General features: G+C 67.9%; 19 protein-coding genes. 12 read left to right on the top strand and 7 right to left on the bottom strand.

Annotated features, from left to right (window positions below):
• Nucleotides 1-215 precede the first annotated feature (215 nt).
• Entirely contained in the window at nucleotides 216-791 is a 576-nt protein-coding gene (locus U9J41_RS27615; protein ID WP_322405387.1) for an REP-associated tyrosine transposase, read from the bottom strand.
• Nucleotides 792-1,113: 322 nt separating this feature from the next.
• Here U9J41_RS27615 and mrtJ point away from each other — a divergent pair, with 322 nt between their 5' ends.
• The 8 genes from mrtJ to trxB are packed head-to-tail and all read left to right on the top strand — an operon-like array spanning nucleotide 1,114 to nucleotide 9,143.
• Entirely contained in the window at nucleotides 1,114-1,446 is a 333-nt protein-coding gene (gene mrtJ, locus U9J41_RS27610) for a JDVT-CTERM system glutamic-type intramembrane protease MrtJ (RefSeq protein WP_322405386.1), read from the top strand.
• Nucleotides 1,447-1,464: 18 nt separating this feature from the next.
• Nucleotides 1,465-3,570 (top strand): choice-of-anchor D domain-containing protein, encoded by a 2,106-nt coding sequence (locus U9J41_RS27605; RefSeq protein WP_322405385.1) that lies wholly within the window; start codon nucleotides 1,465-1,467, stop codon nucleotides 3,568-3,570.
• Nucleotides 3,570-4,079 carry a TlpA family protein disulfide reductase gene (locus U9J41_RS27600; protein ID WP_322405384.1) on the top strand — a complete coding sequence of 170 codons (510 nt, stop codon included), beginning with the start codon at nucleotides 3,570-3,572 and terminating at the stop codon, nucleotides 4,077-4,079. Before U9J41_RS27605 ends, U9J41_RS27600 begins: the two co-directional genes overlap by 1 nt.
• Nucleotides 4,076-4,291 carry a DUF4266 domain-containing protein gene (locus U9J41_RS27595; RefSeq protein WP_322405383.1) on the top strand — a complete coding sequence of 72 codons (216 nt, stop codon included), beginning with the start codon at nucleotides 4,076-4,078 and terminating at the stop codon, nucleotides 4,289-4,291. The genes U9J41_RS27600 and U9J41_RS27595 overlap by 4 nt, the downstream gene beginning before the upstream one ends.
• 9 nt (nucleotides 4,292-4,300) lie before the next feature.
• The gene (locus U9J41_RS27590) at nucleotides 4,301-5,449 is read left to right on the top strand and encodes a DUF3570 domain-containing protein (RefSeq protein WP_322405382.1); all 1,149 of its coding nucleotides are present in this window, start codon (nucleotides 4,301-4,303) and stop codon (nucleotides 5,447-5,449) included.
• Nucleotides 5,443-6,357, top strand: coding sequence for an FAD:protein FMN transferase (locus tag U9J41_RS27585; protein ID WP_322405381.1), 915 nt, complete (start codon nucleotides 5,443-5,445; stop codon nucleotides 6,355-6,357). Before U9J41_RS27590 ends, U9J41_RS27585 begins: the two co-directional genes overlap by 7 nt.
• Nucleotides 6,354-8,198 (top strand): protein-disulfide reductase DsbD, encoded by a 1,845-nt coding sequence (dsbD, locus tag U9J41_RS27580; RefSeq protein WP_322405380.1) that lies wholly within the window; start codon nucleotides 6,354-6,356, stop codon nucleotides 8,196-8,198. Before U9J41_RS27585 ends, dsbD begins: the two co-directional genes overlap by 4 nt.
• A 9-nt stretch (nucleotides 8,199-8,207) precedes the next feature.
• Nucleotides 8,208-9,143, top strand: a complete 936-nt coding sequence (gene trxB / locus U9J41_RS27575) for a thioredoxin-disulfide reductase (protein WP_425261228.1) — start codon at nucleotides 8,208-8,210, stop codon at nucleotides 9,141-9,143.
• Between the two features lie 17 nt (nucleotides 9,144-9,160).
• Here the strand turns inward: trxB and ettA are convergent, their stop codons facing one another.
• Together ettA and rarD are read right to left on the bottom strand one after the other, a co-directional pair.
• A complete protein-coding gene (ettA, locus tag U9J41_RS27570) occupies nucleotides 9,161-10,828 on the bottom strand; it encodes an energy-dependent translational throttle protein EttA (protein WP_056450432.1) in 1,668 nt (555 codons plus the stop codon).
• A gap of 167 nt (nucleotides 10,829-10,995) precedes the next feature.
• The gene (gene rarD / locus U9J41_RS27565; RefSeq protein ID WP_322405378.1) at nucleotides 10,996-11,880 is read right to left on the bottom strand and encodes an EamA family transporter RarD; all 885 of its coding nucleotides are present in this window, start codon (nucleotides 11,878-11,880) and stop codon (nucleotides 10,996-10,998) included.
• Nucleotides 11,881-12,085: 205 nt separating this feature from the next.
• On the opposite strand from rarD, the gene U9J41_RS27560 reads away from it, so the two are divergent.
• The 4 genes from U9J41_RS27560 (at nucleotide 12,086) to U9J41_RS27545 (ending at nucleotide 18,309) form a co-directional block, all read left to right on the top strand.
• Complete coding sequence (locus U9J41_RS27560) at nucleotides 12,086-13,963, top strand: potassium transporter Kup (protein WP_322405377.1); 1,878 nt, start codon at nucleotides 12,086-12,088, stop codon at nucleotides 13,961-13,963.
• A gap of 101 nt (nucleotides 13,964-14,064) precedes the next feature.
• Complete coding sequence (locus U9J41_RS27555; RefSeq protein ID WP_322405375.1) at nucleotides 14,065-14,544, top strand: FKBP-type peptidyl-prolyl cis-trans isomerase; 480 nt, start codon at nucleotides 14,065-14,067, stop codon at nucleotides 14,542-14,544.
• A gap of 95 nt (nucleotides 14,545-14,639) precedes the next feature.
• Complete coding sequence (locus tag U9J41_RS27550; protein ID WP_322405373.1) at nucleotides 14,640-16,865, top strand: PEP-CTERM sorting domain-containing protein; 2,226 nt, start codon at nucleotides 14,640-14,642, stop codon at nucleotides 16,863-16,865.
• A gap of 133 nt (nucleotides 16,866-16,998) precedes the next feature.
• The gene (locus tag U9J41_RS27545; RefSeq protein ID WP_322405372.1) at nucleotides 16,999-18,309 is read left to right on the top strand and encodes an MFS family transporter; all 1,311 of its coding nucleotides are present in this window, start codon (nucleotides 16,999-17,001) and stop codon (nucleotides 18,307-18,309) included.
• Here the strand turns inward: U9J41_RS27545 and U9J41_RS27540 are convergent.
• The 4 genes from U9J41_RS27540 to U9J41_RS27525 form a co-directional block, all read right to left on the bottom strand.
• Nucleotides 18,302-18,769 (bottom strand): GNAT family N-acetyltransferase, encoded by a 468-nt coding sequence (locus U9J41_RS27540; RefSeq protein ID WP_322405389.1) that lies wholly within the window; start codon nucleotides 18,767-18,769, stop codon nucleotides 18,302-18,304. The two genes, U9J41_RS27545 and U9J41_RS27540, sit on opposite strands and share 8 nt — an antisense overlap.
• A gap of 14 nt (nucleotides 18,770-18,783) precedes the next feature.
• Nucleotides 18,784-19,794: a histone deacetylase family protein gene (locus tag U9J41_RS27535; protein ID WP_322405369.1), complete on the bottom strand. Its 1,011-nt coding sequence runs from the start codon at nucleotides 19,792-19,794 to the stop codon at nucleotides 18,784-18,786.
• A gap of 160 nt (nucleotides 19,795-19,954) precedes the next feature.
• Nucleotides 19,955-21,550 carry a glutamate--cysteine ligase gene (gene gshA, locus U9J41_RS27530; protein WP_322405367.1) on the bottom strand — a complete coding sequence of 532 codons (1,596 nt, stop codon included), beginning with the start codon at nucleotides 21,548-21,550 and terminating at the stop codon, nucleotides 19,955-19,957.
• A gap of 88 nt (nucleotides 21,551-21,638) precedes the next feature.
• Entirely contained in the window at nucleotides 21,639-23,453 is a 1,815-nt protein-coding gene (locus U9J41_RS27525; RefSeq protein WP_322405366.1) for a DUF885 domain-containing protein, read from the bottom strand.
• Nucleotides 23,454-23,497: the final 44 nt, after the last annotated feature.

Here is a 23,497-nt window from a genome sequence, read left to right as displayed (position 1 = left end):
CCTAATGCCGTTAAGTTAAGCGTGATTTCAGCCAGTTTAGGACCGGTAAGGTCCGCGCGAAGCCCTTGAAAAGGCCACTCAGATGTTAGTCGGAGCGGTCTTTTTGGCCTTAACTTAACGGCATTAGGGTCAGAGCCCGGTTCTGGGCAATTTCTTGGCGTACAACGAGCCCTGCCGGTCATCCGGCTGAACGCGCTTGTTGCAAAGGACGTGCACTAATACGTGGTCTGCCTGCGGATTTTCCGCGTCGGCTGATTTGCCGGCCGCATCCACGGCGGCGCCGCGGGTGGCCGCGCGGGCGGCGTGAAGCCGGCGGCGACGAAGCGGTGCAGCGACGACCACGGCCATTCCGCCGGATGCTGGCAAAAGCCGTGGCGCATCGGATTGCTGTGCACGTAGTCGATCAGGCTCGAATATTCCTCGTCGTCGCCCACGCGGTAGTCGCGGTAGTGACGCTCCCAGATGGTGCCGTCGCCCGTGCCCGCATCGCCCTTCGCCTTCGCGCCGCCCGGCAGGCAGGCTTTATGGAGGGCTTTCGAAAACGCGATCTTGACCGCGCGCCAGCGCGACGCGCAGTCGTGGTCGCCCGGCGGCAGCGTCCAGATCGCGTGCGCGTGGTCCGGTAGCACGACCCAGGCGTCGACGTGGAACGGCTTGCGGACGCGCGCCTGGCGCATCGCTTCGCCGAACGCGGAGAAATGGTCCGTCAGCAGGGTGCTGTCCCGATCCAGCAGACGCACCGTAAAGAAAAAAGTCCCGCCCGGGACGCGGTTGTCGCGGTAATTTGTCATGAACGTAGTCTGCCAAGCGGCGCAGCCATGCCGTGTCGATCTGGCGCAAACGCGCACGAGTTGAAGAACCTCAACCACATCGATTTTACCTACGATGTTTGTTTGACGACGATCCATTTCCGCGCGTTACGCGACATGGTGGATATGACAAACCTGCCGTTTTGACACCGTCCGGACGCCGTTCGCGCGCTGTCCATAATTTTTTTTCAATCTGCCTGAACCTTTCCGCCCCCATCGGTATTAACCGGACGATTTCCGTAGTAGCAACCGCTACCGGTAGCCGATCGGGTCCGCTGTGTCGTTCATGCCATCCATTGTCCTGATGTCCAAGCAGCTGGTTTGCACCGGCCAGGTCGTTGCGCCCGACGCCGCTGCGCTGGTGCGTCTGCTGTTGCTGGCGCCCGTGCTGGAGGAGTGGGTGGTGCGGGCCGGGCTGCAGGAGTGGCTGATCCGGCGCGCGGTGCCTGTGCCGGCGGTCCTGTCGGCGGCCGCGTTCGCGTTGCTGCATGTCGGTTCCGGCTGGCGCGCGGTAGGGCTGGTGCTGGCGCCGGGATTGGCGCTGGCGCTGCTCTACCAGTACAGCCGCGACTGGCGCCTGTGCGCGCTGGCGCACTGCGGAATGAATGCACTGGCCCTCGGCGGCTGTGTCCTTTGAACGAATTTGGGAGTCCCTATGATCGGGCTGCATCGAAGTCTCTCCTCCGTCCTCGTCCTGCTCGCCATCGTCCCGGCGGTGCACGCTGCCGATGCATTGAACGGCAAGAGCCTGTACCTGAACGGGCCGGTTGGCGGCGGCACCAGCTGCGCGTCGTGCCACGGCCCGTCGCCCGCCGCGAACGTCAACGGCATTCTCGCCGCGGCGAATGATCCGAGCGTGATCAGTAACGCCTTCGCCGCCAACAAGGGCGGCATGGGCACGCTGTTCAACGGGCATTTCACGACGGCGGAAATCGCGGATCTGGCCGCCTTCATCGGCAACCCGGCCGTGACCGCCGCGCCGGCGGCCGCCGTCAATCCGGCTTCGCTGAGCTTCGCGGCCACCACCATCGGCCAGTCGGCGTCGCCGCTCGCCACGACGCTCTCCAACACCGGTAACGCGGCGCTGACCGTGGGCACGTTGAGTCTCTCCGGCGCGGCCGCGGGCGACTACGCCATCAGCGGCGGCACCTGCGCCAACGGCGCATCGCTCGCGGCCGGCGCCAGCTGCACCGTGCAGATCGGCTTCAAGCCTGCCGCCGCCGGTGCGCGCAGCGCGTCGCTCGTCATCGCGCACAATGCCACCGGCGGTTCCAGCACCGTGGCGCTGTCCGGCACCGGCAACGCCGTGGCGCAGCCGACCATCGCGCTGTCGGCCAATGCCATCGACTTCGGCGCCCTCGTCGCCGGCGCCGCATCGCCCGCACGGAATGTCACCGTCAGCAACACGGGACAGGCCGCGCTGACCTTCAGCAGCATCGCCGTCGGCGGCGCCAACGCCGGCGTCTTCACGCTGGGTGGCAGCTGCAGCACCGCCGCATCGGTCGCGGCGGGCGCCAGCTGCACCGTGACCGTGACCGCGAATTCCTCCGGCAACGGCGCGTTCAGCGGCAATCTCGCACTGGCGTCGAATGCATCCAACGGCGCCGTATCCGTGCCGCTGTCCGGCACCGTGGCCGCGGCCACGCCGGCCGTCACGGCCAGCCCCTCGGCCGTGTCGTTCGGCTCGCAGACGATCGGCGCCCCGGCCGCCACGCAGACGGTCACGCTGGCAAACAAGGGCAACGTGGCGCTGGCGCTGAACGGCATCGCCGTCTCGGGCGCGGCCACCGTCGCCATCGCGAATAAAACCTGCGGCACGTCGCTGGCGGTCGGCGCCAGCTGCACCGTGACCCTGTCCTTCGCACCGACTGCGGCAGGCGCCGCGGCGGCCACGCTGGCGGTCACGTCGAACGCGGCGCCGCTGCAGGTGACGATCAGCGGCACCGGCACCACGGCGCCCGTGGCCAAGCCCGCGCTGTCCGAAGCGGGACCGGTCGCCTTCGCGGACACGCAAGTCGGTAAAAGCGCCGCGACGCACACCGTCACGCTGTCGAACGGCGGCACGGCCGCATTGACAATCGCCTCGCTCGTGCTGGACGGCGCGCAGGCGTCCGACTTCACGTTGGGCGGCACCTGCGCGACCAACGCATCGATCGCCGCAGCGGCCAGCTGCACCATCGATATCGGCTTCAAACCGACCGCCGCCGGCCAGCGCGCCGGGACCCTCGTGCTGATGACCGACGCGGGCACCCAGTTCACCGTGGCCCTGGGCGGAACCGGCGTCGCCGTGCCCGTGCCGATGCTGACGGTGAATCCGCAATCGTTCGACTTCGGCGCCGCGGACGTCAACGGCACCGCGCCCACGCACCACATCACGCTGGCCAACACGGGCGGCAATGTGGCCACGGTGACGGCCGCCACGTTCTCCGGTCCGTTCGCGCTGCAGGCCGATGCATCGGGCTGCGCAGCCGTTCCGTTCACCTTGCAGCCGGGGGCGAGCTGCGACCTGGTGGTGCGCTTCACGCCGGTCGGTGCTGGCGACGCGGCCGGCAGCCTGGCGCTCGCGGCCGACGGCGGCGGCACCTGGACCGTCGCCTTGAGCGGCAAGGGCAATGTGCAGACCGTGCAAGCGCCGCAGAACGCCGGCGGCGGCGGCTGCTCTTCCATCAGGAACGGCAACGATCCAGTGCTGGCCCTGCTGGTGGTGCTGTCGTTCGGCGTGCTGGGATGGCGCCGCTTCGTCCGCAAGGAGGTGAAGTAATGGGCGCCCGTACGACGCGCGTATTGCGCATGGCGCTGGTGCTGGCCGCGGCGCTGGAGGCATCGACCGCCTCCGCGCTGGATAAAGGCGCCGCGGCGCCGCAGTTCGACCTGCCGGGCAAGGATGGCACGGTGCAGCTGGCGAAGTTCCAGGGCCGGCTCGTGTACGTGGATTTCTGGGCCTCGTGGTGCGGCCCGTGCCGCCAGTCCTTCCCGTGGATGAACGAGATGCAGGCGCGCTACGGCGCGCGCGGGTTGCAGGTCGTCGGCGTGAACCTCGACGCGAAAAGCGACGATGCGCGCCGCTTCCTGGCCGAGACGCCCGCGCGCTTCACGATCGCCTTCGATCCGGCCGGCGCCACGCCGCGCGCCTACGGCATCAAGGGCATGCCGAGCAGCGTCCTGGTCGGCCCGGACGGCAAGGTCCTGTACGAGCACGCCGGCTTCAAGGAGGCCGACCGCGCGGCGCTCGAACAGGTGATCCAGAAGGCGCTGGGAGGTGCGAAATGAGGGCGCGCTTCTTCCTCCTGATCGCGCCGGCGCTGCTGGCGCTGGCGGGCTGCGCCACCGTGCAGCCCTGGGAAAAGGGAAAACTGGCCAAGCCGGAGATGACCTTCGGCGGCGACAGGCTCGAAACCCGTTACGCCGACCATATCTACACGAGCCGCGAAGCCGCGTCCGGCGGCGCGGGTGTCGGCGGCGGCGGCTGCGGCTGCAACTGAGGCGAACACATGACGAAACCCATGCAACCTCCGCAGGAACTCGCGGCCTCGCTCCTCGCCGCCGCGCTGCTGCTGCCCGGCGTGCAGGCGCTGGCCGACGAGCCGCCGCAAAACGGCAGCATCAGCCTGCGCTATCTCGATTACGCCGACCGCCAGTCCGGCCTGGACCGCATCCGCGCGCACTCGCCGTCGATCGCGGTGACGGCGCCCGTCGCCAGCGACTGGTCCATCGAAGGCACGCTGACGGCCGACGACGTGTCTGGCGCCTCGCCGCGCTACCACACGGCCGTCTCCGGCGCCTCGCACATGCAGGACGAACGCAAGGCGGGCGACGTCGCCGTCACGCGCTACTTCCGGCGCGGCACGCTGACGGCCGGCGCGGCGTATTCGACCGAGCACGATTACGTGTCGCGCGCGCTGTCGCTGAACGGCACCCTGTCCAGCGAGGACAACGACACGACGTGGGCGTTCGGGCTCGCGGGCAGCCGCGACAGCATCGATCCGGTCAACCACGTCGTCGTCGATGAGCACAAGAAAACGATCAGCGTGCTGGCCGGCGTGACGCGGGTGCTGACGCCGAACGACATCGGCCAGCTGACACTCACGCGCACGAACGGCGACGGCTATTTCAACGATCCGTATAAATCGTTTGACAACCGGCCCCGTTCGCGCCGCCAGAACACGGTGCTGCTGCGCTGGAACCACTACCTGGACAGCACGGGCGGCACGACGCGCCTGGGCTACCGCTACTACAGCGATTCGTACCGCATCCGCGCGCACACGCTGTCCGGCGAGTACGTGCAGCCGCTCGGCGGCGGCTGGAGCGTCGTGCCGGACGTACGCCTCTACACGCAGAGCGCGGCCTCGTTCTACTACGATCCCGTGTACGACGGCACGCTCGGCCCGCCGTTCCCGCCGGGCTTTTCGAGCGGCGCGAACGTCGATCGCTTGTCGTCGCCGGACCAGCGCCTGTCCGGCTTCGGCGCCGTCACGGTGGGGCTGAAGGTCGTGCGCGAGATCGGCAAGCTGTGGACGGTCGACGTCAAGGTCGAGGGTTACGAACAGCGCGGCAGCTGGCGCCTGTTCCACGACGGCAGTCCGGGACTGGCGCCGCTGCGCGCCCGCATCTTCCAGGTCGGATTGACGCGCCGATGGTAGAACAGGTCTACCGCTTTCCGTTCGACGCGATGGCCAGCCGGTGTGAAATCCGGCTCGCCGCGGTGGATGGACGTGCGGCGGAAGAACTGGCGCAGGCGGCGATCGCCGAGGTGCGGCGCATCGAGCGGACGTATTCGCGCTACCGCACCGACAGCATCGTCGGCCGCATCAACGCTGCGGCGGGGCGCCATCGCGTGGCATGCGACGCCGAGACGTTCCAGCTGCTCGCCTACGCCGACCATTTATATCGCGCCAGCGATGGCCTGTTCGACATCACCTCGGGCGTGCTGCGCCGCGCCTGGGACTTCCGCCGTCCGCGCGTGCCGGCGCCGGACGAACTGACGCCGCTGCTGGCATTGGTGGACTGGCCGGCCGTACGCCGCGAGGACGGTGCCATCTTCCTGCCGCGTGCCGGCATGGAGATCGACTTCGGCGGCTTCGGCAAGGAATACGCGGCCGACCGCGCGTGCGCATTGCTCCTGCAAGGCGGCGCGCGGCACGGCTACGTGAACCTCGGCGGCGACATGCGCTTCGCCGGGCCGCAACCGGATGGCAGGCCCTGGTCCATCGGCATCCAGGACCCGCGCCAGCCGGACGGCATCGTCGCCAGCATCGCCGTGAGCCAGGGCGCGCTGGCGACGAGCGGCGATTACGAACGCTTTTTCGACATCGACGGGACTCGTTATTGCCATGTATTGAATCCGCGCACGGGCATGCCGGTGTCGCACTGGCGCTCCGTGAGCGTGCTGGCGCCGCTGGCCGTGCTGGGCGGCAGCGTGTCGACCATCGCCATGCTCAAGGAAGCGGACGGGTTGGCCTTCCTGGCCGCCAGCGGCCTCGCGTACTTCGCCATCGACGGCGCGGGACAAACGCATCACCACAGTATTTCAGGAGATTACGCATCATGAAGCACCTCTTTCGATGGATGGCCGCGCTCACTCTGCTGATCTGCGCGGCCGGGCAGTCGGCCATGGCCGCCGACGATTTCCTGCCGCCCGAACAGGCGTTCAAACTGAGCGCCGAACTGCGCGCCGGCGGTACCGTGCACCTGGCCTGGGCCATCGCGCCCGGCTACCACCTGTACCGCGACCGCCTCGTGTTCTCGGCGCCGCAGGTCGGCCAGCCCGCGCTGCCGGACGGCCTGCGCAAGTTCGACAGCAATTTTAATAAGGAGATGGAAACCTATGCCGGCAGGCTGGCGGCCGACCTGCCGATCCGCGCGGACGCGCAACAGCCGTTCGTGCTGCGCGTGGGCTACCAGGGCTGCGCGGACGCGGGCCTGTGCTATCCGCCCGCCGAAGTCGCGTTCACGGTCGACCCGGCGGCGCCGGGCGCGCTGAAGCCTGCGGCGCCCGATGCCGCCGCGGCGCCGGCGCCCGCACCGGCAGCCACGCCGGCAACCGCAGCCGCACCGGCACCGCAGGCCGCGCCCGCGCAGGAAGACGACAGCTCGCTGGCCCGCCGCACCCTGCAATCGGGCAGCGCCTGGCGCATCGGCCTCGCGTTCCTCGCCTTCGGCCTGTTGTTGTCGTTCACGCCGTGCGTGCTGCCGATGGTGCCGATCCTGTCGTCCATCATCGTCGGCGAGGGCAATGCCACGCGCAGCAAGGGTTTTATCCTGGCGCTCGCCTACAGCCTGGGCATGGCGCTGGTCTACACGGCGCTCGGCGTCGCGGCGGGCCTGGCCGGCGAAGGCCTCGCCGGCGCGCTGCAGAAGCCGTGGGTCTTGCTCACGTTCGGCGGCTTGCTCGTGGTGCTGGCGCTGTCGATGTTCGACGTCTACCAGCTGCAGCTGCCCAGCAGCCTGCAGAGCCGCCTGAGCACGACCAGCGGGAGCATGAGCGGCGGCCGTTTCGCCGGCGTGTTCGTCATGGGCGCGCTGTCGGCGCTGATCGTCGGTCCGTGCGTGGCCGGTCCGCTGGCGGGCGCGCTGTTGTACATCAGCCAGACGCGCAATGTGTGGACGGGCGGCTGGGCGTTGTTCTCGATGGCGGCCGGCATGAGCGTGCCGTTGCTGCTGACGGGCGTCTCCGCGGGCAGCCTGCTGCCGCGCGCCGGCGCCTGGATGAACCACGTCAAGCGCGTGTTCGGCCTGCTGCTGCTGGCGGTGGCCATCTGGATGGTGACGCCCGTGTTCCCGGTCGCCGTCGCGATGCTGCTGTGGGGCGCGTTCGCCGTGCTGTGCGCCGTGTTCCTGCGCGTGTTCGAACCCGTCGCCGCCGGCGCGGGGCTGAGCCGCTACGCCGGCAAGACGCTGGGCCTCGTGCTGTTGACGGGCGGCCTGTTCGAACTGGTGGGGGCGGCCAGCGCGGGCCAGGACGTGCTGCAGCCGCTCGCCCACCTGCGCGGCACGGCGCTCGCCGCCGCGGCGCCGGACGGCAAGCAGGGCAAGGAAACGCGGTTCGAACGCATCCGCACGCTGGCCGAACTGGATCGCGTGCTCGCGTCGTCTGCCACGCCCGTCATGCTGGATTTCTATGCCGACTGGTGCGTGTCGTGCAAGGAGATGGAGCGCTTCACGTTCTCCAAGCCGCAGGTGGAAGCGCAGATGAAGCAGGTGCGCCTGCTGCAGGTCGACGTCACCGCCAACAACGAGGACGACCGCGCGCTGATGAAGAAATTCGGCCTGTTCGGACCACCCGGCATCATCCTGTTCCGCCAGGGCCGCGAGGTGCCGCAGAGCCGCGTGATCGGCTTCATGGCGCCCGAGCAGTTCGCCGCCCACCTGTCCCGCCACTTCGCTTCCTGATACCTGCCCATGAACCGACATGCCAACGTCCTGATCCTGGGTTCCGGCCCGGCAGGCTATTCCGCCGCCGTGTACGCGGCGCGCGCCAACCTGCATCCACTGCTCGTCACCGGCGTCGCGCAGGGCGGACAACTGATGACCACCACCGACGTCGAGAACTGGCCCGCCGACCCGGACGGCGTGCAGGGACCGGACCTGATGCGCCGCTTCGAGCTGCACGCCCGGCGTTTCGAGACGCAGATCGTCCTCGACCACATCCACACCGCGCACCTGCACGAGCGGCCGCTGCGCCTGTCCGGCGACCTGGGCGACTACACGTGCGACGCGCTGATCATCGCCACCGGCGCCTCCGCGCGCTACCTGGGGCTGCCGTCGGAGCAGGCCTTCATGGGCCGCGGCGTGTCGGCCTGCGCCACGTGCGACGGCTTCTTTTATCGCGGCAGGGAGGTCGCCGTGATCGGTGGCGGCAACACGGCCGTGGAAGAAGCCTTGTACCTGTCGAACATCGCGGCGAAGGTGACGCTGGTGCACCGCCGCGACCACCTGCGTGCCGAGGCGATCCTGGTCGAGCGCCTGCTGGCGCGCGTGGAAGAGCGCAAGGTGGACATCCTGTGGAACCACGAGCTGGAAGAGGTGCTGGGCGATGATGCGGGCGTGCAGGCGTTGCGCCTGCGCGACCCCACGGGCACGCGCGTGCTGCCGGTCCACGGCGTGTTCGTGGCCATCGGCCACCAGCCGAATACGGCGATCTTCGCGGGCCAGCTGCACATGGAGAACGGCTACATCGTCACGCGCACGGGGCGCCACGGCTTCGCGACGGCCACCAACGTGCCGGGTGTGTTCGCCGCCGGCGACGTGCAGGACCACGTCTACCGGCAGGCGATCACCAGCGCCGCCAGCGGTTGCATGGCGGCGCTGGACGCCCAGCGCTACCTGGAGGAGTAGGCCGGGCGCATTGCCGGTCAGGCGCTGAGCGGCTTGTAGCGGATCCGCTTCGGCTTGGCGCCTTCTTCGCCCAGACGCTTCTTCTTGTCGGCTTCGTACTCCTGGTAGTTACCGTTGAAGAAGGTGACTTGCGAGTCGCCTTCGAACGCCAGGATGTGGGTGGCGATGCGGTCGAGGAACCAGCGGTCGTGCGAGATGACCATCACGCTGCCCGCGAATTCCAGCAGCGCGTCTTCCAGCGCGCGCAGGGTTTCGACGTCCAGGTCGTTCGACGGTTCGTCCAGCAGCAGCACGTTGCCGCCCTTGAGCAGCGTCTTGGCCAGGTGCAGGCGGCCGCGTTCACCACCGGACAGGTTGCCGACGAGTTTCTGCTGGTCGGCGCCCTTGAAGTTGAAGCGGCCGAGATAGGCGCGCGACGGCATCTCGAAGCGGCCGACGCTGAGCATGTCGGCACCGCCGCTGACGTCTTCGAACACGGTCTTGCCGGCCGCGAGGCTGTCGCGCGACTGGTCGACGAGCGAGACCTGCGCCGTCTTGCCGATGACGACTTCGCCGCTGTCCGGCTGCTCGACGCCGGCGATCATGCGGAACAGGGTCGATTTACCGGCGCCGTTCGGGCCGATGATGCCGACGATCGCGCCCGGCGGCACAGTGAACGACAGGTTGTCGATCAGGAGGCGGTCGCCGAAGGCTTTCGAGACGTTCTTGAATTCGATGACTTCATTGCCCAGGCGTTCCGCGACGGGAATGAAAATCTCCTGCGTCTCGTTGCGCTTCTGGTATTCGTATTCGGACAGTTCGTTGAAGCGGGCCAGGCGCGCCTTCGACTTGGCCTGCCGTGCCTTCGGATTCTGGCGCGACCATTCGAGTTCCTTCTGCAGTGCCTTCTGGCGCGCCGATTCGGTCGCTTCCTCCTGCTTCAGGCGTGCCTGCTTCTGGTCCAGCCAGGACGAGTAATTGCCCTTCCAGGGGATGCCGTGGCCGCGGTCCAGTTCCAGGATCCATTCGGCGGCGTTGTCGAGGAAGTAGCGGTCGTGGGTGATGCCGACGACGGTGCCCGGGAAGCGCAGCAGGAACTGCTCCAGCCACTCGACCGATTCGGCGTCCAGGTGGTTGGTGGGTTCGTCCAGCAGCAGCATGTCCGGTTTGCTGAGCAGCAGCTTGCACAGCGCCACGCGGCGCTTTTCGCCGCCCGACAGCACGCCGATCTTCGCATCCCACGGCGGCAGGCGCAGCGCGTCGGCAGCCATTTCCAGCTGCAGGTTCAGGTTGCCGCCGTCGGACGCGGCGATGATCGATTCCAGGCGCTCCTGCTCTTTCGCCAGCGCGTCGAAATCGGCGTCTTCCTCGGCGTAGGCGGCATACACGGCTTCCAGTTTCGCCTGTGCTTCGAACGCTTCGCCCAGGCCGCTTTCCACTTCCTGGCGCACGGTTTTTTCCGGATCGAGCTGCGGCTCCTGCGGCAGGTAGCCGATGTTCAGGCCGGGCATCGGACGTGCTTCGCCCTGGATGTCGGTGTCGATGCCGGCCATGATCTTCAGCAGGGTCGACTTGCCGGAGCCGTTCAGGCCCAGCACGCCGATCTTCGCGCCTGGGAAGAACGACAGCGAAATGTCCTTCAGGATCTGGCGTTTCGGTGGGACGATCTTGCCCACGCGGTTCATGGTGTAGACGTAATTGGCCATTGATATGTTCTAGTGCTTCGATGTGAAATGAGGACGACAGGATACTGTAGAACGGCGCGCCCGTCGCGCCCGCAACCGGGGTCAGAGCCCGAAAACAGGAAATTTCCCTAAACCGGGGTCAGAGCCCGGTTTCAGGAAATTGCCAAAAATCGGGCTCTGACCCCGGTTCAAGCTTGTTTGGCTACCGGTTGCGGCCGGTTCAGCAGGCCTTCGGCCGCGAACAGGGCGAGGGCCAGCCAGATCAGGACGAAGCCGACGAGGCGGTCGGGCGTAAAAGCTTCGTGGAACAGCCAGACGCCCAGCAGGAATTGCAGGGTCGGCGACAGGTATTGCAGCAGGCCCACGACCGACAGCGGAATCTTGCGCGCGCCCGACGCGAACAGCAGCAGCGGGATCGCCGTGATCGGCCCGGCCGCGACGAGCAGCAGGCGCGTCGTGTCCGAGCCGGTGTTGAGGAACGCGTTCTGGCCGTGCACCGTGAGCCAGGCGACATAGGCGGCCGCGAGCGGGAACAGGACCATCGTCTCGAACGACAGCCCCTCCAGCGCGCCGAGCGCGGCCGTCTTGCGCAGCAGGCCGTAGCCTCCGAACGACACGGCCAGCGCCAGCGCGACCCAGGGCACGTTGCCGGCCTGCCAGGTCAGCCATGCGACACCCAGCGCCGCCACCGCGATCGCCATCCACTGCGTGCGCCGCAAGCGCTCCTTCAGCAGCACCGAGCCGAACATGATGTTGACGAGCGGATTGATGAAATAGCCCAGGCTGGCCTCGATGACGTGGCCGTTGTTCACGGCCCAGATGTAGATGAGCCAGTTGACGCTGAGAAGGAGGGCCGAGGCAATAAAGCTGCCGAACACACGCGGCTGGCGCACGATATTCAGCCAGGCCCACTGGCGGCGCACGGCGAGGACGATCATGAGGAATAGCAGCGACCACAGCATGCGGTGTGCGAGGATCTGCAGCGGCGGCACGTCGCCGATGGCGTGAAAATACAGCGGAAACAGCCCCCAGCACAGGAAGGCGAGGACGGCGGACAGGATGCCGGTGTTCATGGGAAGGCGGAGCAGGTGATGGTCCGGCGATTATCCCTGAACGGACGCGGCCGTGCTGGAGGCGCCCCGTTTCTGACGTGCGCTCAGGCCGCCATCGTTGATGCAGACTCTGGGAAATGGCACCCGGACAGAAAGGACGCACTCTTGCCATTCCTTGTCAATTATTCTATTGTGCAACGCATCAGAACAACAAAACGGTGAAACCTTGACGGCGCAACACAATAAAAGCAGCCTGGCGGCACTGACGCTGGCCGCAGTCGGTATCGTCTATGGCGACATCGGCACCAGCCCGCTGTACACGCTCAAGACCATCTTCGATCCCGTCCACGGGCTGAAACTGTCCACGCCAAACCTCCTCGGCATCGTTTCCCTGATCTTCTGGGGCCTGACGATGATCGTCTCGCTCAAGTACGTCACGCTGGTGCTGCGCGCCGACAACCGCGGCGAAGGCGGCATCATGGCCCTGATGGCGCTCGCGCTGAATTCCGTCACGCGCACGTCGCGCTGGCACTACGTGCTGATGGTGCTGGGCGTGTTCGGCGCCACGATGTTCTACGGCGACAGCGTGATCACGCCGGCGATCTCGGTGCTCGGTGCGATCGAGGGTCTCGAAGTGGCCACGCCCGGCCTGGAAAAATACGTGGTGCCGCTGACGATCGTCGTGCTGGTCGGGCTGTACAGCGTGCAGCGCCACGGCACGGCCGGCATCGGCCGCTGGTTCGGTCCGATCATGGTCGTATGGTTCACCGCGCTGGCCGTCATGGGCGTCATCAACATCGTGCAGGCGCCCGTGATCCTGCAGGCGTTGAACCCGCTGCACGCCTTCGAATTCATGCTGCGCGAGCGCATGATCGCGTTCGTCGCGCTGGGTGCCGTCGTGCTGGCCTTTACGGGGGCGGAGGCGCTGTACGCCGACATGGGGCACTTCGGCAAGAAGCCGATCCGCTCCGCCTGGTTCCTCGTCGTGTTCCCGGCCCTCGCCGTCAATTACCTCGGCCAGGGCGGCCTGTTGATCACGCATCCGGAAGCGCTCGACAACCCGTTCTTCCACCAGCTCGGCAGCTGGAGCGTGCTGCCGCTCGTGCTGCTGTCGACGATGGCCACCGTGATCGCGTCGCAGGCCACGATCTCCGGCACGTTCTCGATGACCAAGCAGGCCATCGCACTGGGCCTGCTGCCGCGCATGCGCGTGATGCACACGTCGGAGAGCGAGATCGGCCAGATCTACATCCCCGCCGTGAACTGGCTGCAGCTGATCGTCGTGCTGATCGCGGTGGTCGGCTTCGGTTCGTCGGACAAGCTGGCCGGCGCCTACGGCATCGCGGTGACGGCGACCATGTTCGCGACGACGATCCTGACCTTCTTCGTGATCCGCTACCGCTGGCACCTGCCGCTGTTGCTGTGCTTCGGCGCCACCGGTTTCTTCATGGCGATGGATATCATGCTGTTCTCGGCCAGTACCCTGAAACTGCTGCACGGCGGCTGGTTCCCGCTGCTGCTCGGCGCGATCCTGCTGACGACGATGCTGACCTGGAAGCGCGGCCGCGAACTGGTGTTCGAGAACCTGGAAAAGCACGCGATCCCGCTCGACGACTTCCTACAATCGCTGTTCGTGGCGCCGCCAGACCGCGTCGCCGGCACCGCCATTTTCCTGCGCGGCGAAACCGACGGCGTGCCGCACGCGCTGTTGCACAACCTGCTGCACAACAAGGTGCTGCACGAGCGCGTCGTGTTCCTCACGGTGCGCATCCGCGAAGAGCCGTACGTGCCGGAAAACGAGCAGGTCGACGTCGTCCCGCTGGGCCACAACTGCTTCCAATTGAACGTGACCTATGGCTTCAAGGACGAGGCCGACATCCCGCACATCCTGCGCCTGTGCGCGGCCAAGGCGCTCGAATTCGAGATGATGGAGACCTCGTTCTTCATCGCGCGCCAGACCGTGATCTCGGTGCCGGGCCAGGGCATGGCGCCGTGGCGCGAACACCTGTACGTGGCCATGCAGCGCAATGCCCGCACGGCCGCGGACTATTACCAGATTCCGAGCAACCGCGTGATCGAACTCGGCACGCAGGTCGAAATCTGACGCCATTACAAAAGCATACAAATCCTCGACAGACGCTTGCGGGACCGGTTGGTAAGGTGCGGGTTTCCATCCGCTAACCCAACCTGTTCCGTAGGAGTCCCATGAAACTGTCCTTCCCGCTGGCCGCCGCCTTCGCCGCCCTCCTGAGCCTGTCCGCGTGCGGCGGCGGCGGCGGCGATTCGGGCGGCAGCCCCGCCGTCGTCAACGATCCCGCCGCGCTGACCAAGACGGACAGTTCGATCGGCACCGGCGCCGAAGCCGTCAGCGGCGCGCGCGTGCAGGTCAATTACACGGGCTGGCTGTACAGCGCCGCCGCCGCCGATTTCAAGGGCACCAAGTTCGACGCGTCGCAGCCCGGCAAGCCGTTCACGTTCGTCGTCGGCGCCACGGGCACGAGCGAATCCGTGATCCCCGGCTTCAGCCAGGGCGTGCAGGGCATGAAGGTCGGCGGCAAGCGCACGATCGTGATGCCGAGCAGCCTGGGCTACGGTGCCCAGGGCGTGCAGGGCGTCATTCCGGGCAACACCGGCCTCGTGTTCGAAGTGGAGCTGGTGAAAGTCTGCGGCAGCGCCGCCTGCTGATCCGGCACGGAGTCGCGCACGCCTGATTTCGCTCAGGCCTGCGCGGCGTATCGACCCTTATTGTTGGCACGCCTGTATTTCATCCGGAGCCTGCCATGTCGATACGCCGTTGCCTGTTCGCCTTGTGGTTGTCGTTGTGCGCCAGCGCGCATGCGTGGGCCGATCCGCTGTACACCGTCGCGCGGTACACCGTCGACTTCCTGCCGGCGGGCTTCGCGCCGGCGGGCTTCGCGCCGGCGGGCTTCGCGCCGGCGGGCTTCGCGCCGGCGGCGCTCAACGATGCGGGCCAGATCGTCGGCACCTATGCCGGCGCGGCCGCGATCCTGTCCGGCGCCACGATCACGAGCCTGGGCGGTGTCGTGCCGGACAGCTACGGCAGCGCGATCAACAACCATGGCGACGTCGCGGGCTCGCAATCCAGCCCGTACAACGGCAGCGCCTTCGCCTACGTGGGCAGCACCGTGGTGCCGGTCGGCGCGAGCCTGCCCGCCGACATGTACCCGACCTCGAACGCGCGCGGCATCAACGACGCCGGCATGGTCGCCGGCAACGCCGAGCCCTTCGTCGGCGAGGCGCAGCGCGGCTTCTTGTACGACAGCGGCGGCATCCACCTGATCGGCACCTTCGGCGGCGACTGGAGCGATGCCGCGGCCATCAACGCGTCCGGCGCGGTGACCGGCACGGCCGCGCTCGTCCCCACGCAAGCCCCGGTCGACCCGGACCGCCACGCCTACATCTACCAGGCCGGCACGATGCAGGACCTCGGCACGCTGGGCGGCCTGCGCAGCGAAGCCTATGACATCAACGACGCCGGGCTGGCGGTCGGCTGGTCGGAGACGAACGTCGACCCGGACACCGCCGCGCTGTCGCGGCCCTTCGAATACCGCGACGGCCACCTGGTCGACCTCGGTTCGCTGGGCGGCACCTGGGGCTATGCGCGGGCGCTGAACAATGCCGGCGTCGTCGTCGGCGCATCGGACCTCATCACCGACGTCGGCTGGGGCTACCATGCGTTCATCTATCTCGACGGCCGCATGGTCGACCTGAACACGCTCGTGGCGGGGGCGGGCGGCTGGGAAATCATCGACGCCACCGACATCAACGACGCCGGCCAGATCCTGGGCCGCGCGTGCCGCCTGGGCACGTGCGCGGACGTCCGCCTGGACCTCGTGCCGGCCGTGCCCGAGCCGGGCAGCCGGGCGCTGCTGTCCGCCGGGCTCGGCCTGCTGGCCTGGCGCCTGCGCCGGCGCCGCTCGCGCGCGCTCGCGGCGCTGGGGTGTGCGCTGGCACTGGCCGCGCCGGCCGCGCTGGCCGACCCGCTGTACAGCGCGACCTTCCTGCCTTCCGACTTCACGGCCTACGGCATCGGCAACGACGGCAGCATCGTCGGCAGCGGCGCCAATGCGGACGGCCAAGGACGCGCCTTCGTCTGGCAGGACGGCGCGACGACCTTCCTGCCGACCCTGGGCGGCCCGTCCGCCTATGCGACGGCGACCGGCAACGGCGCCGTGATCGGCGCGTCCCTGTCCGGCGACGTCACGCGCGGCTTCGTCTATCGCGATGGCGACATCCAGGGCATCGGCACGCTGTACGGCGGCGACAGCGTCGCCTACGGCATCAATGCCGCCGGCCAGGTCGTGGGCGATTCCACGGATACATCCGGCAACAACCGCGCGTTCCTGTACAGCGGCGGCACGCTGACGGACCTCGGCACCTTGGGCGGGACGGACGCCCGGGCGCGCGCCATCAACGACGCGGGCATGATCGTCGGCGGTTCGCAGCCGGGGCCGGGTTTCCCGAACGACGGGGCGCACGCCTTCCTGTACCACGGCGGCGCCATGCAGGACCTCGGCACGCTGGGCGGCGGCTTCAGCTGGGCCGAAGCGATCAACGATGCGGGCCAGGTGGCCGGCTACAGCCTGACCAGCGGCGATGCGGCCTGGCATCCCTTTTTGTACAGCGACGGCGTGATGCAAGACCTCGGCTCGTTCGGCGGCGAGTACGGCGAAGCCCACGCCATCAATGCGGCCGGTGTCGTGGTCGGCTATTCGAGTTTTGTCGAGTACGGTTTTTCGCATGCCTTCGTGTCTGCCGGCGGCAGCCTGACCGACCTGAACACCGTCACGGACGGCCTCGGCATCCAGGTATTGATGGACGCGGTCGGGATCAACGATGCCGGCCAGATCGCGGCCAACAGTTGCAACGACTTCGGCTATTGCGCCCCGGTCCTGCTCTCGCCGCTGCCGGAACCGCCGGCGGCCCTCATGCTGCTGGCGGGCAGCGCGGCACTGCTATGGCGCCGCCGGGGGATGCGGCGCTGATCCGTGGCGCCGGCAAAATCGGGAAACTGTTATCTTCGGTTTGCGGCCGTGCCGGGCAGGCGGAGCCTCCGTGAACCCATCCGGGATTCGCCCAGCCGCGGCCAGGGCAATCGGTGCACTCTCGGAGACGACAATGACCACGACGGATACGGACACGGCGGACGCGCATGCCATCGACAACCTCACACCGCGCCAGCGCATCTTCGCCATCGTCGGCGCGTCGTCGGGCAACCTGGTCGAGTGGTTCGACTTCTACATTTATTCCTTCTGCGCGCTGTATTTTTCGTCGGCCTTTTTCCCCAAGGGTAATCCCACCACGCAGCTGCTGAACACGGCCGGCATCTTCGCCGCCGGTTTTCTCATGCGGCCCATCGGCGGCTGGCTGTTCGGCCGCGTCGCCGACCGCTACGGCCGGCGCAACGCGATGATGATTTCCGTGCTCATGATGTGCGGCGGCTCGCTGATGATCGCGGCGCTGCCGACGTATGCCACCATCGGCACGGCGGCGCCGTTTCTGCTGCTGGTGGCGCGCCTGTTCCAGGGCCTGTCCGTGGGCGGCGAATACGGCACCAGCGCCACCTACATGAGCGAGGTGGCCCAGGCGGGTCGCAAGGGTTTTTTCGCGTCGTTCCAGTACGTGACGCTGATCGGCGGGCAGCTGGCGGCACTGCTCGTGCTGGGCATCCTGCAGCTATTCCTGACGCACGACGAGCTCAAGGCCTGGGGCTGGCGCATCCCGTTCGTCGTCGGCGCCTGCGCCGCGCTCGTGTCGCTGTACCTGCGCCGTTCGCTGCACGAGACGACCACCGCCAGCGAGCGCAAGAGCGAGGCCGCCGGCAGCGTCGCGTCGCTGCTGCGCAACCACGGGCGCGCATTCGTCACGGTGCTGGGATTCACGGCCGGCGGCTCGCTGATCTTTTACGCGTTCACGACGTATATGCAGAAATACCTCGTCAACACGGCCGGCATGAGCACGGAAACGGCGAGCCGGATCATGACCGTCTGCCTGCTGGTCTACATGCTGCTGCAGCCGGCGTTCGGCGCGCTGTCCGACCGCATCGGCCGGCGCACGTCGATGATCCTGTTCGGCGCGCTCGCCGCCATCTTCACGACGCCGATCATGACGACGCTGCGCCACGTGTCCAGTCCGTTGGCGGCCGGTGCGCTGATCATCTGCGCGCTGGCGATCGTCAGTTTTTATACGTCGATCAGCGGCCTGGTCAAGGCCGAGATGTTCCCCATCGAGGTGCGCGCGCTGGGCGTGGGCCTGTCGTATGCCGTCGCCAACGCGATCTTCGGCGGCTCGGCGGAATATGTGGCCCTGTGGTTCAAGCAGGCCGGCCACGAGCCGTATTTCTACTGGTATGTGAGCGTCATGTGCGCGGTGGCCTGCCTCGTCGCGATCCGCATGCCCGATCCGGCGAAGTCCGGCCTGCTCAAATGACGGCGGCCGGACGCAGCATGTCGATGTGCAGGATGCCGTCCTCGTCGTAGGGGGCGGACACCGTGCGGAAGCCGAAGCTCGCATAAAACGCTTCCAGGTGGGCCTGGGCGCCGATGCGGATCGCGTGGCCCGGATGCAGGCGATCGGCGCAGGCGATGCCTTGCGCGACCAGTTCGCGACCCAGTCCCGTGCCGCGCGCGGAGGGGCTGGTGACGACGCGGCCCAGCGACATCTCGTCGTATTTCGCGCCCGGCGCCAGGCAGCGCAGGGTGGCGACCAGTTCCCGCTTGCCGGCGACCGTCTTCCAGCCGAGCAGGTGGTGCGCGCCCGGATCGAGGCCGTCGATGTCCGGGTACAGACACGCCTGCTCGAGCACGAACACCTGCTGGCGCAGCGCCAGCATCTCGTACAGCGCCGCCGCCGTCAGGTCGGCGAAGCCGCTCCACTGCCATTCGATCATCTTCATTTCCAGGTTCAGGCCGCCGTCTCGAAACCTTCGAGCACGTTGACCACGTTGATGCCCAACTCCGGCACGACCGAGCCGCCTTCGAACACGAAGACGGTCGGCAGGCCGAGGAAGCCGATGCGCTCGCCGATGCGCAGGAAGTCGCCGCTGCCGAGGCCGAAGTGCGAGCGCGGATCGCCGTCGAAACCGTCGACGCCGAGCGACACGACGAGCGCCTGCGGCGCGAAGCCGGCCATCTTGATGCAGGCCGTTTCGAGCGCGGCGAACCATTGCGCCGCGCCGGTCCCGCGCGGCAGCGGCACGTTCAGGTTGTAGCCCAGGCCGGCGCCTTCTCCCGTCTCGTCCGCGTGGCCGGCATAAAATGGATAGTCGGTGCGCGGGTCGGCGTGGAGCGAGGCGAACAGCACGTCCTTGCGCCGATAAAAGATGTCCTGCGTGCCGTTGCCGTGGTGGTAGTCGAGGTCGAGGATGGCCACGCGCTGCAGGCCGTCGTCGAGCAGGTGCTGGGCCGCCAGCGCCGCGTTGTTCAGGAAGCAGTAGCCGCCGAAATAATCGGCACCGGCGTGGTGGCCGGGCGGACGCGTGAGGGCGAACGTGCCGCGTTCGCCCAGGCGCAGTGCGTGTGCGGCGTTGATCGCGCAATCGGCGCCCGTCCTGGCCGCGGTCCACGTGCCGGCCGTCAGCGGCGTGCTGCCGTCGAAGGCGTACAGGCCGAGGCGGGCCGCAAAATTGTCCGGTTCGACGTCGCGGCGCATGCCTTGCACGGGCCACACGGACGGCAACGGGTCACGCTCGGCATTGTGCGGATCGAGTGCGAGCCACGCGCTCCAGGCGCCGCGCAGGAAGTGCAGGTAGCGCGGCGTGTGCGTGCGTTCCAGCGACGTGAGGGGTACGCCGTGCGGCGTGACGATGCGGCCCAGGCCGCGCCGCGTGAACTCGTTTGCGACGAGGTCGATGCGCTGGGGCGGTTCCGATGCGGGGGCGTGCTGGGCGTGGTGTTCGTTGAAAAAGGTAAGCAAAGAGGCCTCGATTCAGCACGACCGTCGTCCCGGCCCAGCCGGGGACCCAGGTTTGCGTGCGTGCCCACGGCAATTGGGCTCCCGCCTCCGCGGGAGCGACGTGCATCTCGTGATCGAGTGAGCAGTGCGCGCGACTTGCCCGGCTTTAAAGCTTTCTCGGTCAGCTGTTACGGCACAGTGTACTACTGTTGTATGCCGCCACGAAGTCGTCGAACGACCCGGTATCCGTCGCCTCGATCTGCGCCTGCTCGGCCAGCGACGCCTGCGCCATCTCGTCGAACAGGGCCGTCTCCGTCGGCATCAGCGGATCCGTGCGGAAGGCCTCGGCGTGCAGCTCGCTCTGGCGCAGGCCGAACTGCGCGAACGAGCCGAGCGCGCGCACTTCCCGCAGCACGCGTGCGGACGGGGTCTGTTCGGGATCGCGCACCTTGGCCTTCTGCGCGTCCAGGGCGTCCATATGCGCGCCCTTGTAATTGTGCTCGTGGTCCAGCAGTTCGGCGATGGGGCGGATGCGTTCCAGCAGGTCTTCCGCCCAATCCGTGAGCGGCACGTCGTGGTCGTTGCGCGTGAGGGTCAGGCCCGGACGGCGGCCTTCCTTCACGGTGCGCGCGAAGTTGCGCGCGTGGACCTGCCCCTCCATCGCATTGATCATCGGGCTTTCCTCGAGCGCGCAGAACAGCAGGAAGGCGTCCAGGAAGCGGCCCGTCTCGAGCGCGATGCCGACCGGTTCGAACGGATCGACGTCCAGGCAGCGCACCTCGATGTACTGCACGCCGCGGCTGCACAGCGCCTGCACGGGACGCTCGCCCGTGCGGATGACGCGCTTGGGCCGGATCGTCGAATAGTATTCGTTCTCGATTTGCAGGATGTTGGTCGACAGCTGGACCCACTGTCCGTCCTTCTTCGTGCCGATGTCCTCGTACGGCGGGTACGGGCGCTTGACGGCGTCCATCAGCGACGTGACGTAGCTTTCCAGGCTGTTCTCGTGCGGGCGCAGGCCGGATTGCGCGTCGTTCTGGTAACCCAGGTCGCTCATGCGCAGGCTGGTCGCATACGGCAGATACAGCGTGTCGTCCGACAGCGTCTCGAGATTGTGTTCGCGGCCGCGCAAAAAACCGGTCGACAGCGTGGGCGACGCGCCGAACAGGTACATCAGGAGCCAGCTGTAGCGGCGGAAGTTGCGGATGGTCGCGATATAGCTTTCGGACTGGAAGTCGCGCAGGGCGTTGCGGCGTTCTTCCGGAATGCCCTCGTTCTCCGCCAGCAGCTTCCACAGGCCTTCCGGCAGCGAATAGTTGTAGTGGATGCCGGCGATGCATTGCATGGCCTTGCCGTAGCGTAGGGCCAGGCCGCGGCGGTACACGTGCTTGAGCATGCCGATGTTCGACTTGCCGTACCAGGCGATCTCGATGTCTTCCTCGGACGGCAGCTCGCAGGGCATCGACTGGCTCCACAGCAGCTCGCCGCCCAGCCGGGAATAGGCGTGGCGGTGGATCGCGTCCAGGCGGTGCAGCGCCAGGCCGATGTCGTGTTCGGCCGGCGTGATGAATTCGAGGAGCGCTTCCGCGTAATCCGTCGTGATCTGCGGATGGGTCAGGGCCGAGCCGAGTCGGACCGGATGCGGCGTCCGGGCCAGGTGGCCCTGGCCATCGACGCGCAAGGTCTCGCGCTCGATGCCGCGCAGGCCTTGCAGGAGCAGGCCGCGGTGGGCATCGTCGTCCAGCAGGGCCAGGCGGCGGGTCAGTTGGTTCGACACGAGGTTTCCTTTCTTATACTGCCTTCAAACGCAGAGAGTAACCGAAATTGGCCGAGTGCGCCGGGCGCCCCTCAATATGACATTCTGGTTAATGGAACAGCGCCGGCTCCGCTGAAACCGGCGCCGCCGGCGCGGGCGCGGAGGGCGTATTCTGCGTGGCGATCCAGCGGTCGATGCGGCGTTCCAGCACGTCCAGCGGCAGCGCGCCGTTCTCCAGCACGGCGTCGTGGAAGGCGCGTACGTCGAAGCGCGCGCCCAGCGCCGCCTGCGCGCGCGCCAGCAGCGCGACGATGCGCAGCTGGCCGATTTTATATGCCAGCGCCTGGCCCGGACGCGCAATCATGCGGTCGACTTCGACCTCGTTGTCGGACGGCGGATTGGCCGTATTCGCGCCCAGGTAATCGACGGCCTGCTGGCGCGACCAGTTCAGCGCGTGGATGCCCGTGTCGACGACGAGGCGCGCGGCGCGCAGCTGTTCGTCGGCCAGCCTGCCGAACTGCGAGAACGGATCGCGCATCAGCCCCAGTTCCGGCCCGAGGCCCTCGGCGTACAGCGCCCAGCCTTCGCCGAACGCGGGATACCAGGCGTGGCGGCGGAATGCCGGCAGGCCCTCGATGGCGTGGGCGCGCGCGACCTGTAAATGGTGGCCGGGGACGCCCTCGTGCAGGGCGAGCGTCTCGACCTCCCACAGCGGCCGCGTGTCCAGGCGGCTGGTGTTGACGACGAGGGCCGCTGTGCGCGCCGGCGTGCCGGCTTCGTAGTAGGCGCCGCCCTGCGTGTCGGCGCCTTCCTGCTGCACGGGTTTTACCGCCAGCTCCTCTTGCGGAATGACGCCGAACAGCAGCGGGAGCTGGGCGTAGACGCGCGCGATGGTGCGCCGGTAGCGTTGCAGCAGCGCGTCGGCGCTGGTCGGAAACAGGCGCGGATCGCTGCGCGCGAACGCGACGAATTGGGGATAGCTGCCCTTGAAGCCCGTGCGCACGGCCGTCGCCTCCATTTCGGCGCGGATGCGCGCCACTTCGCGCTCGCCCAGCGCGTGGATCTCGGCCGGCGTCAGCGCCGTCGTCGTCGCGGCCTGCACGAGATACGCATACCACGCCGCCCCGCCGGGCAGGTTCGCCGCGCCGATCGTCGTGCGCGCGGCCGGCAGGTAGTCGGTGCGCACGAAGTCTTCCAGCTTTTGCAGTGCGCCCGCCGCCGTGCGCAGGGCGGCCGCGCCGTCCAGCGCGAGCTGCGTGCGCGTTTCTTCGTCGATGGTGGCGGGCAGGCGCTGGAACGGCGCGGCGAGCGCGCCGTCCTGCATGTGCTCGCGCATCGCGCGCAGCTGCGCGGGCAGGCCGGCCATGATGGCTTTCGGCGCCGTCCAGCCGGTACGCATCCCTTCGCGCATCTGCTCGATGATGCCGTCGACGTGGCGCGGCAGCGCGTTCAGGCGCGCGATGTAGTTGCGGTAGTCGTCCTCCGTAAAGAACGGCATTTGCGCGACCAGTTGGGGAAAGCGGAACTGCAGTCCGTCCTGGGCGCTGATCGGCTGCGGGTCGAACGCCACGAAGGCGGCGCGCGCGAGGAGGCGTTCCTGGTCGCCCGTGAACAGGTCCCAGGACAGGCGGTCCTGGCCCGTCAGTTGCGCGCGGTCGATCTGGCGCGCGAGGTCGAGCATGCGGCGCGCGTGGTCGGCGGCGGCCGTGTGCGCGGCGAGCGACGTGTCGGTCAGCAGGGCGTCGTAGCGGTGGTCGCCGACGCCCGTGGCGAATTCGGGCTGGTGCTTGAGGCGCCATTGCCAGTCGCGCTCGAACAGGGCCTGCGCCTGTTCGGCGGCGCCGGCCGGGGCGGGCGTGGCGACGTCCGCGGCGAGTGCGACCAGGGGCCCCAGCAGGATGAGGGTCGCGAACAGTCGACGCATCGTGTGGCTCCGGGTGGTGGACCGGGCATTGTAGCAAAGCGGGC

It is taken from the genome of Massilia luteola, assembly GCF_034420155.1.
In the GTDB taxonomy this organism is placed as follows: domain Bacteria; phylum Pseudomonadota; class Gammaproteobacteria; order Burkholderiales; family Burkholderiaceae_D; genus Telluria; species Telluria luteola.
The sequence above is the reverse complement of the archived record's forward strand: the minus strand, read 5'-3'. Positions and strand labels throughout refer to the sequence as shown.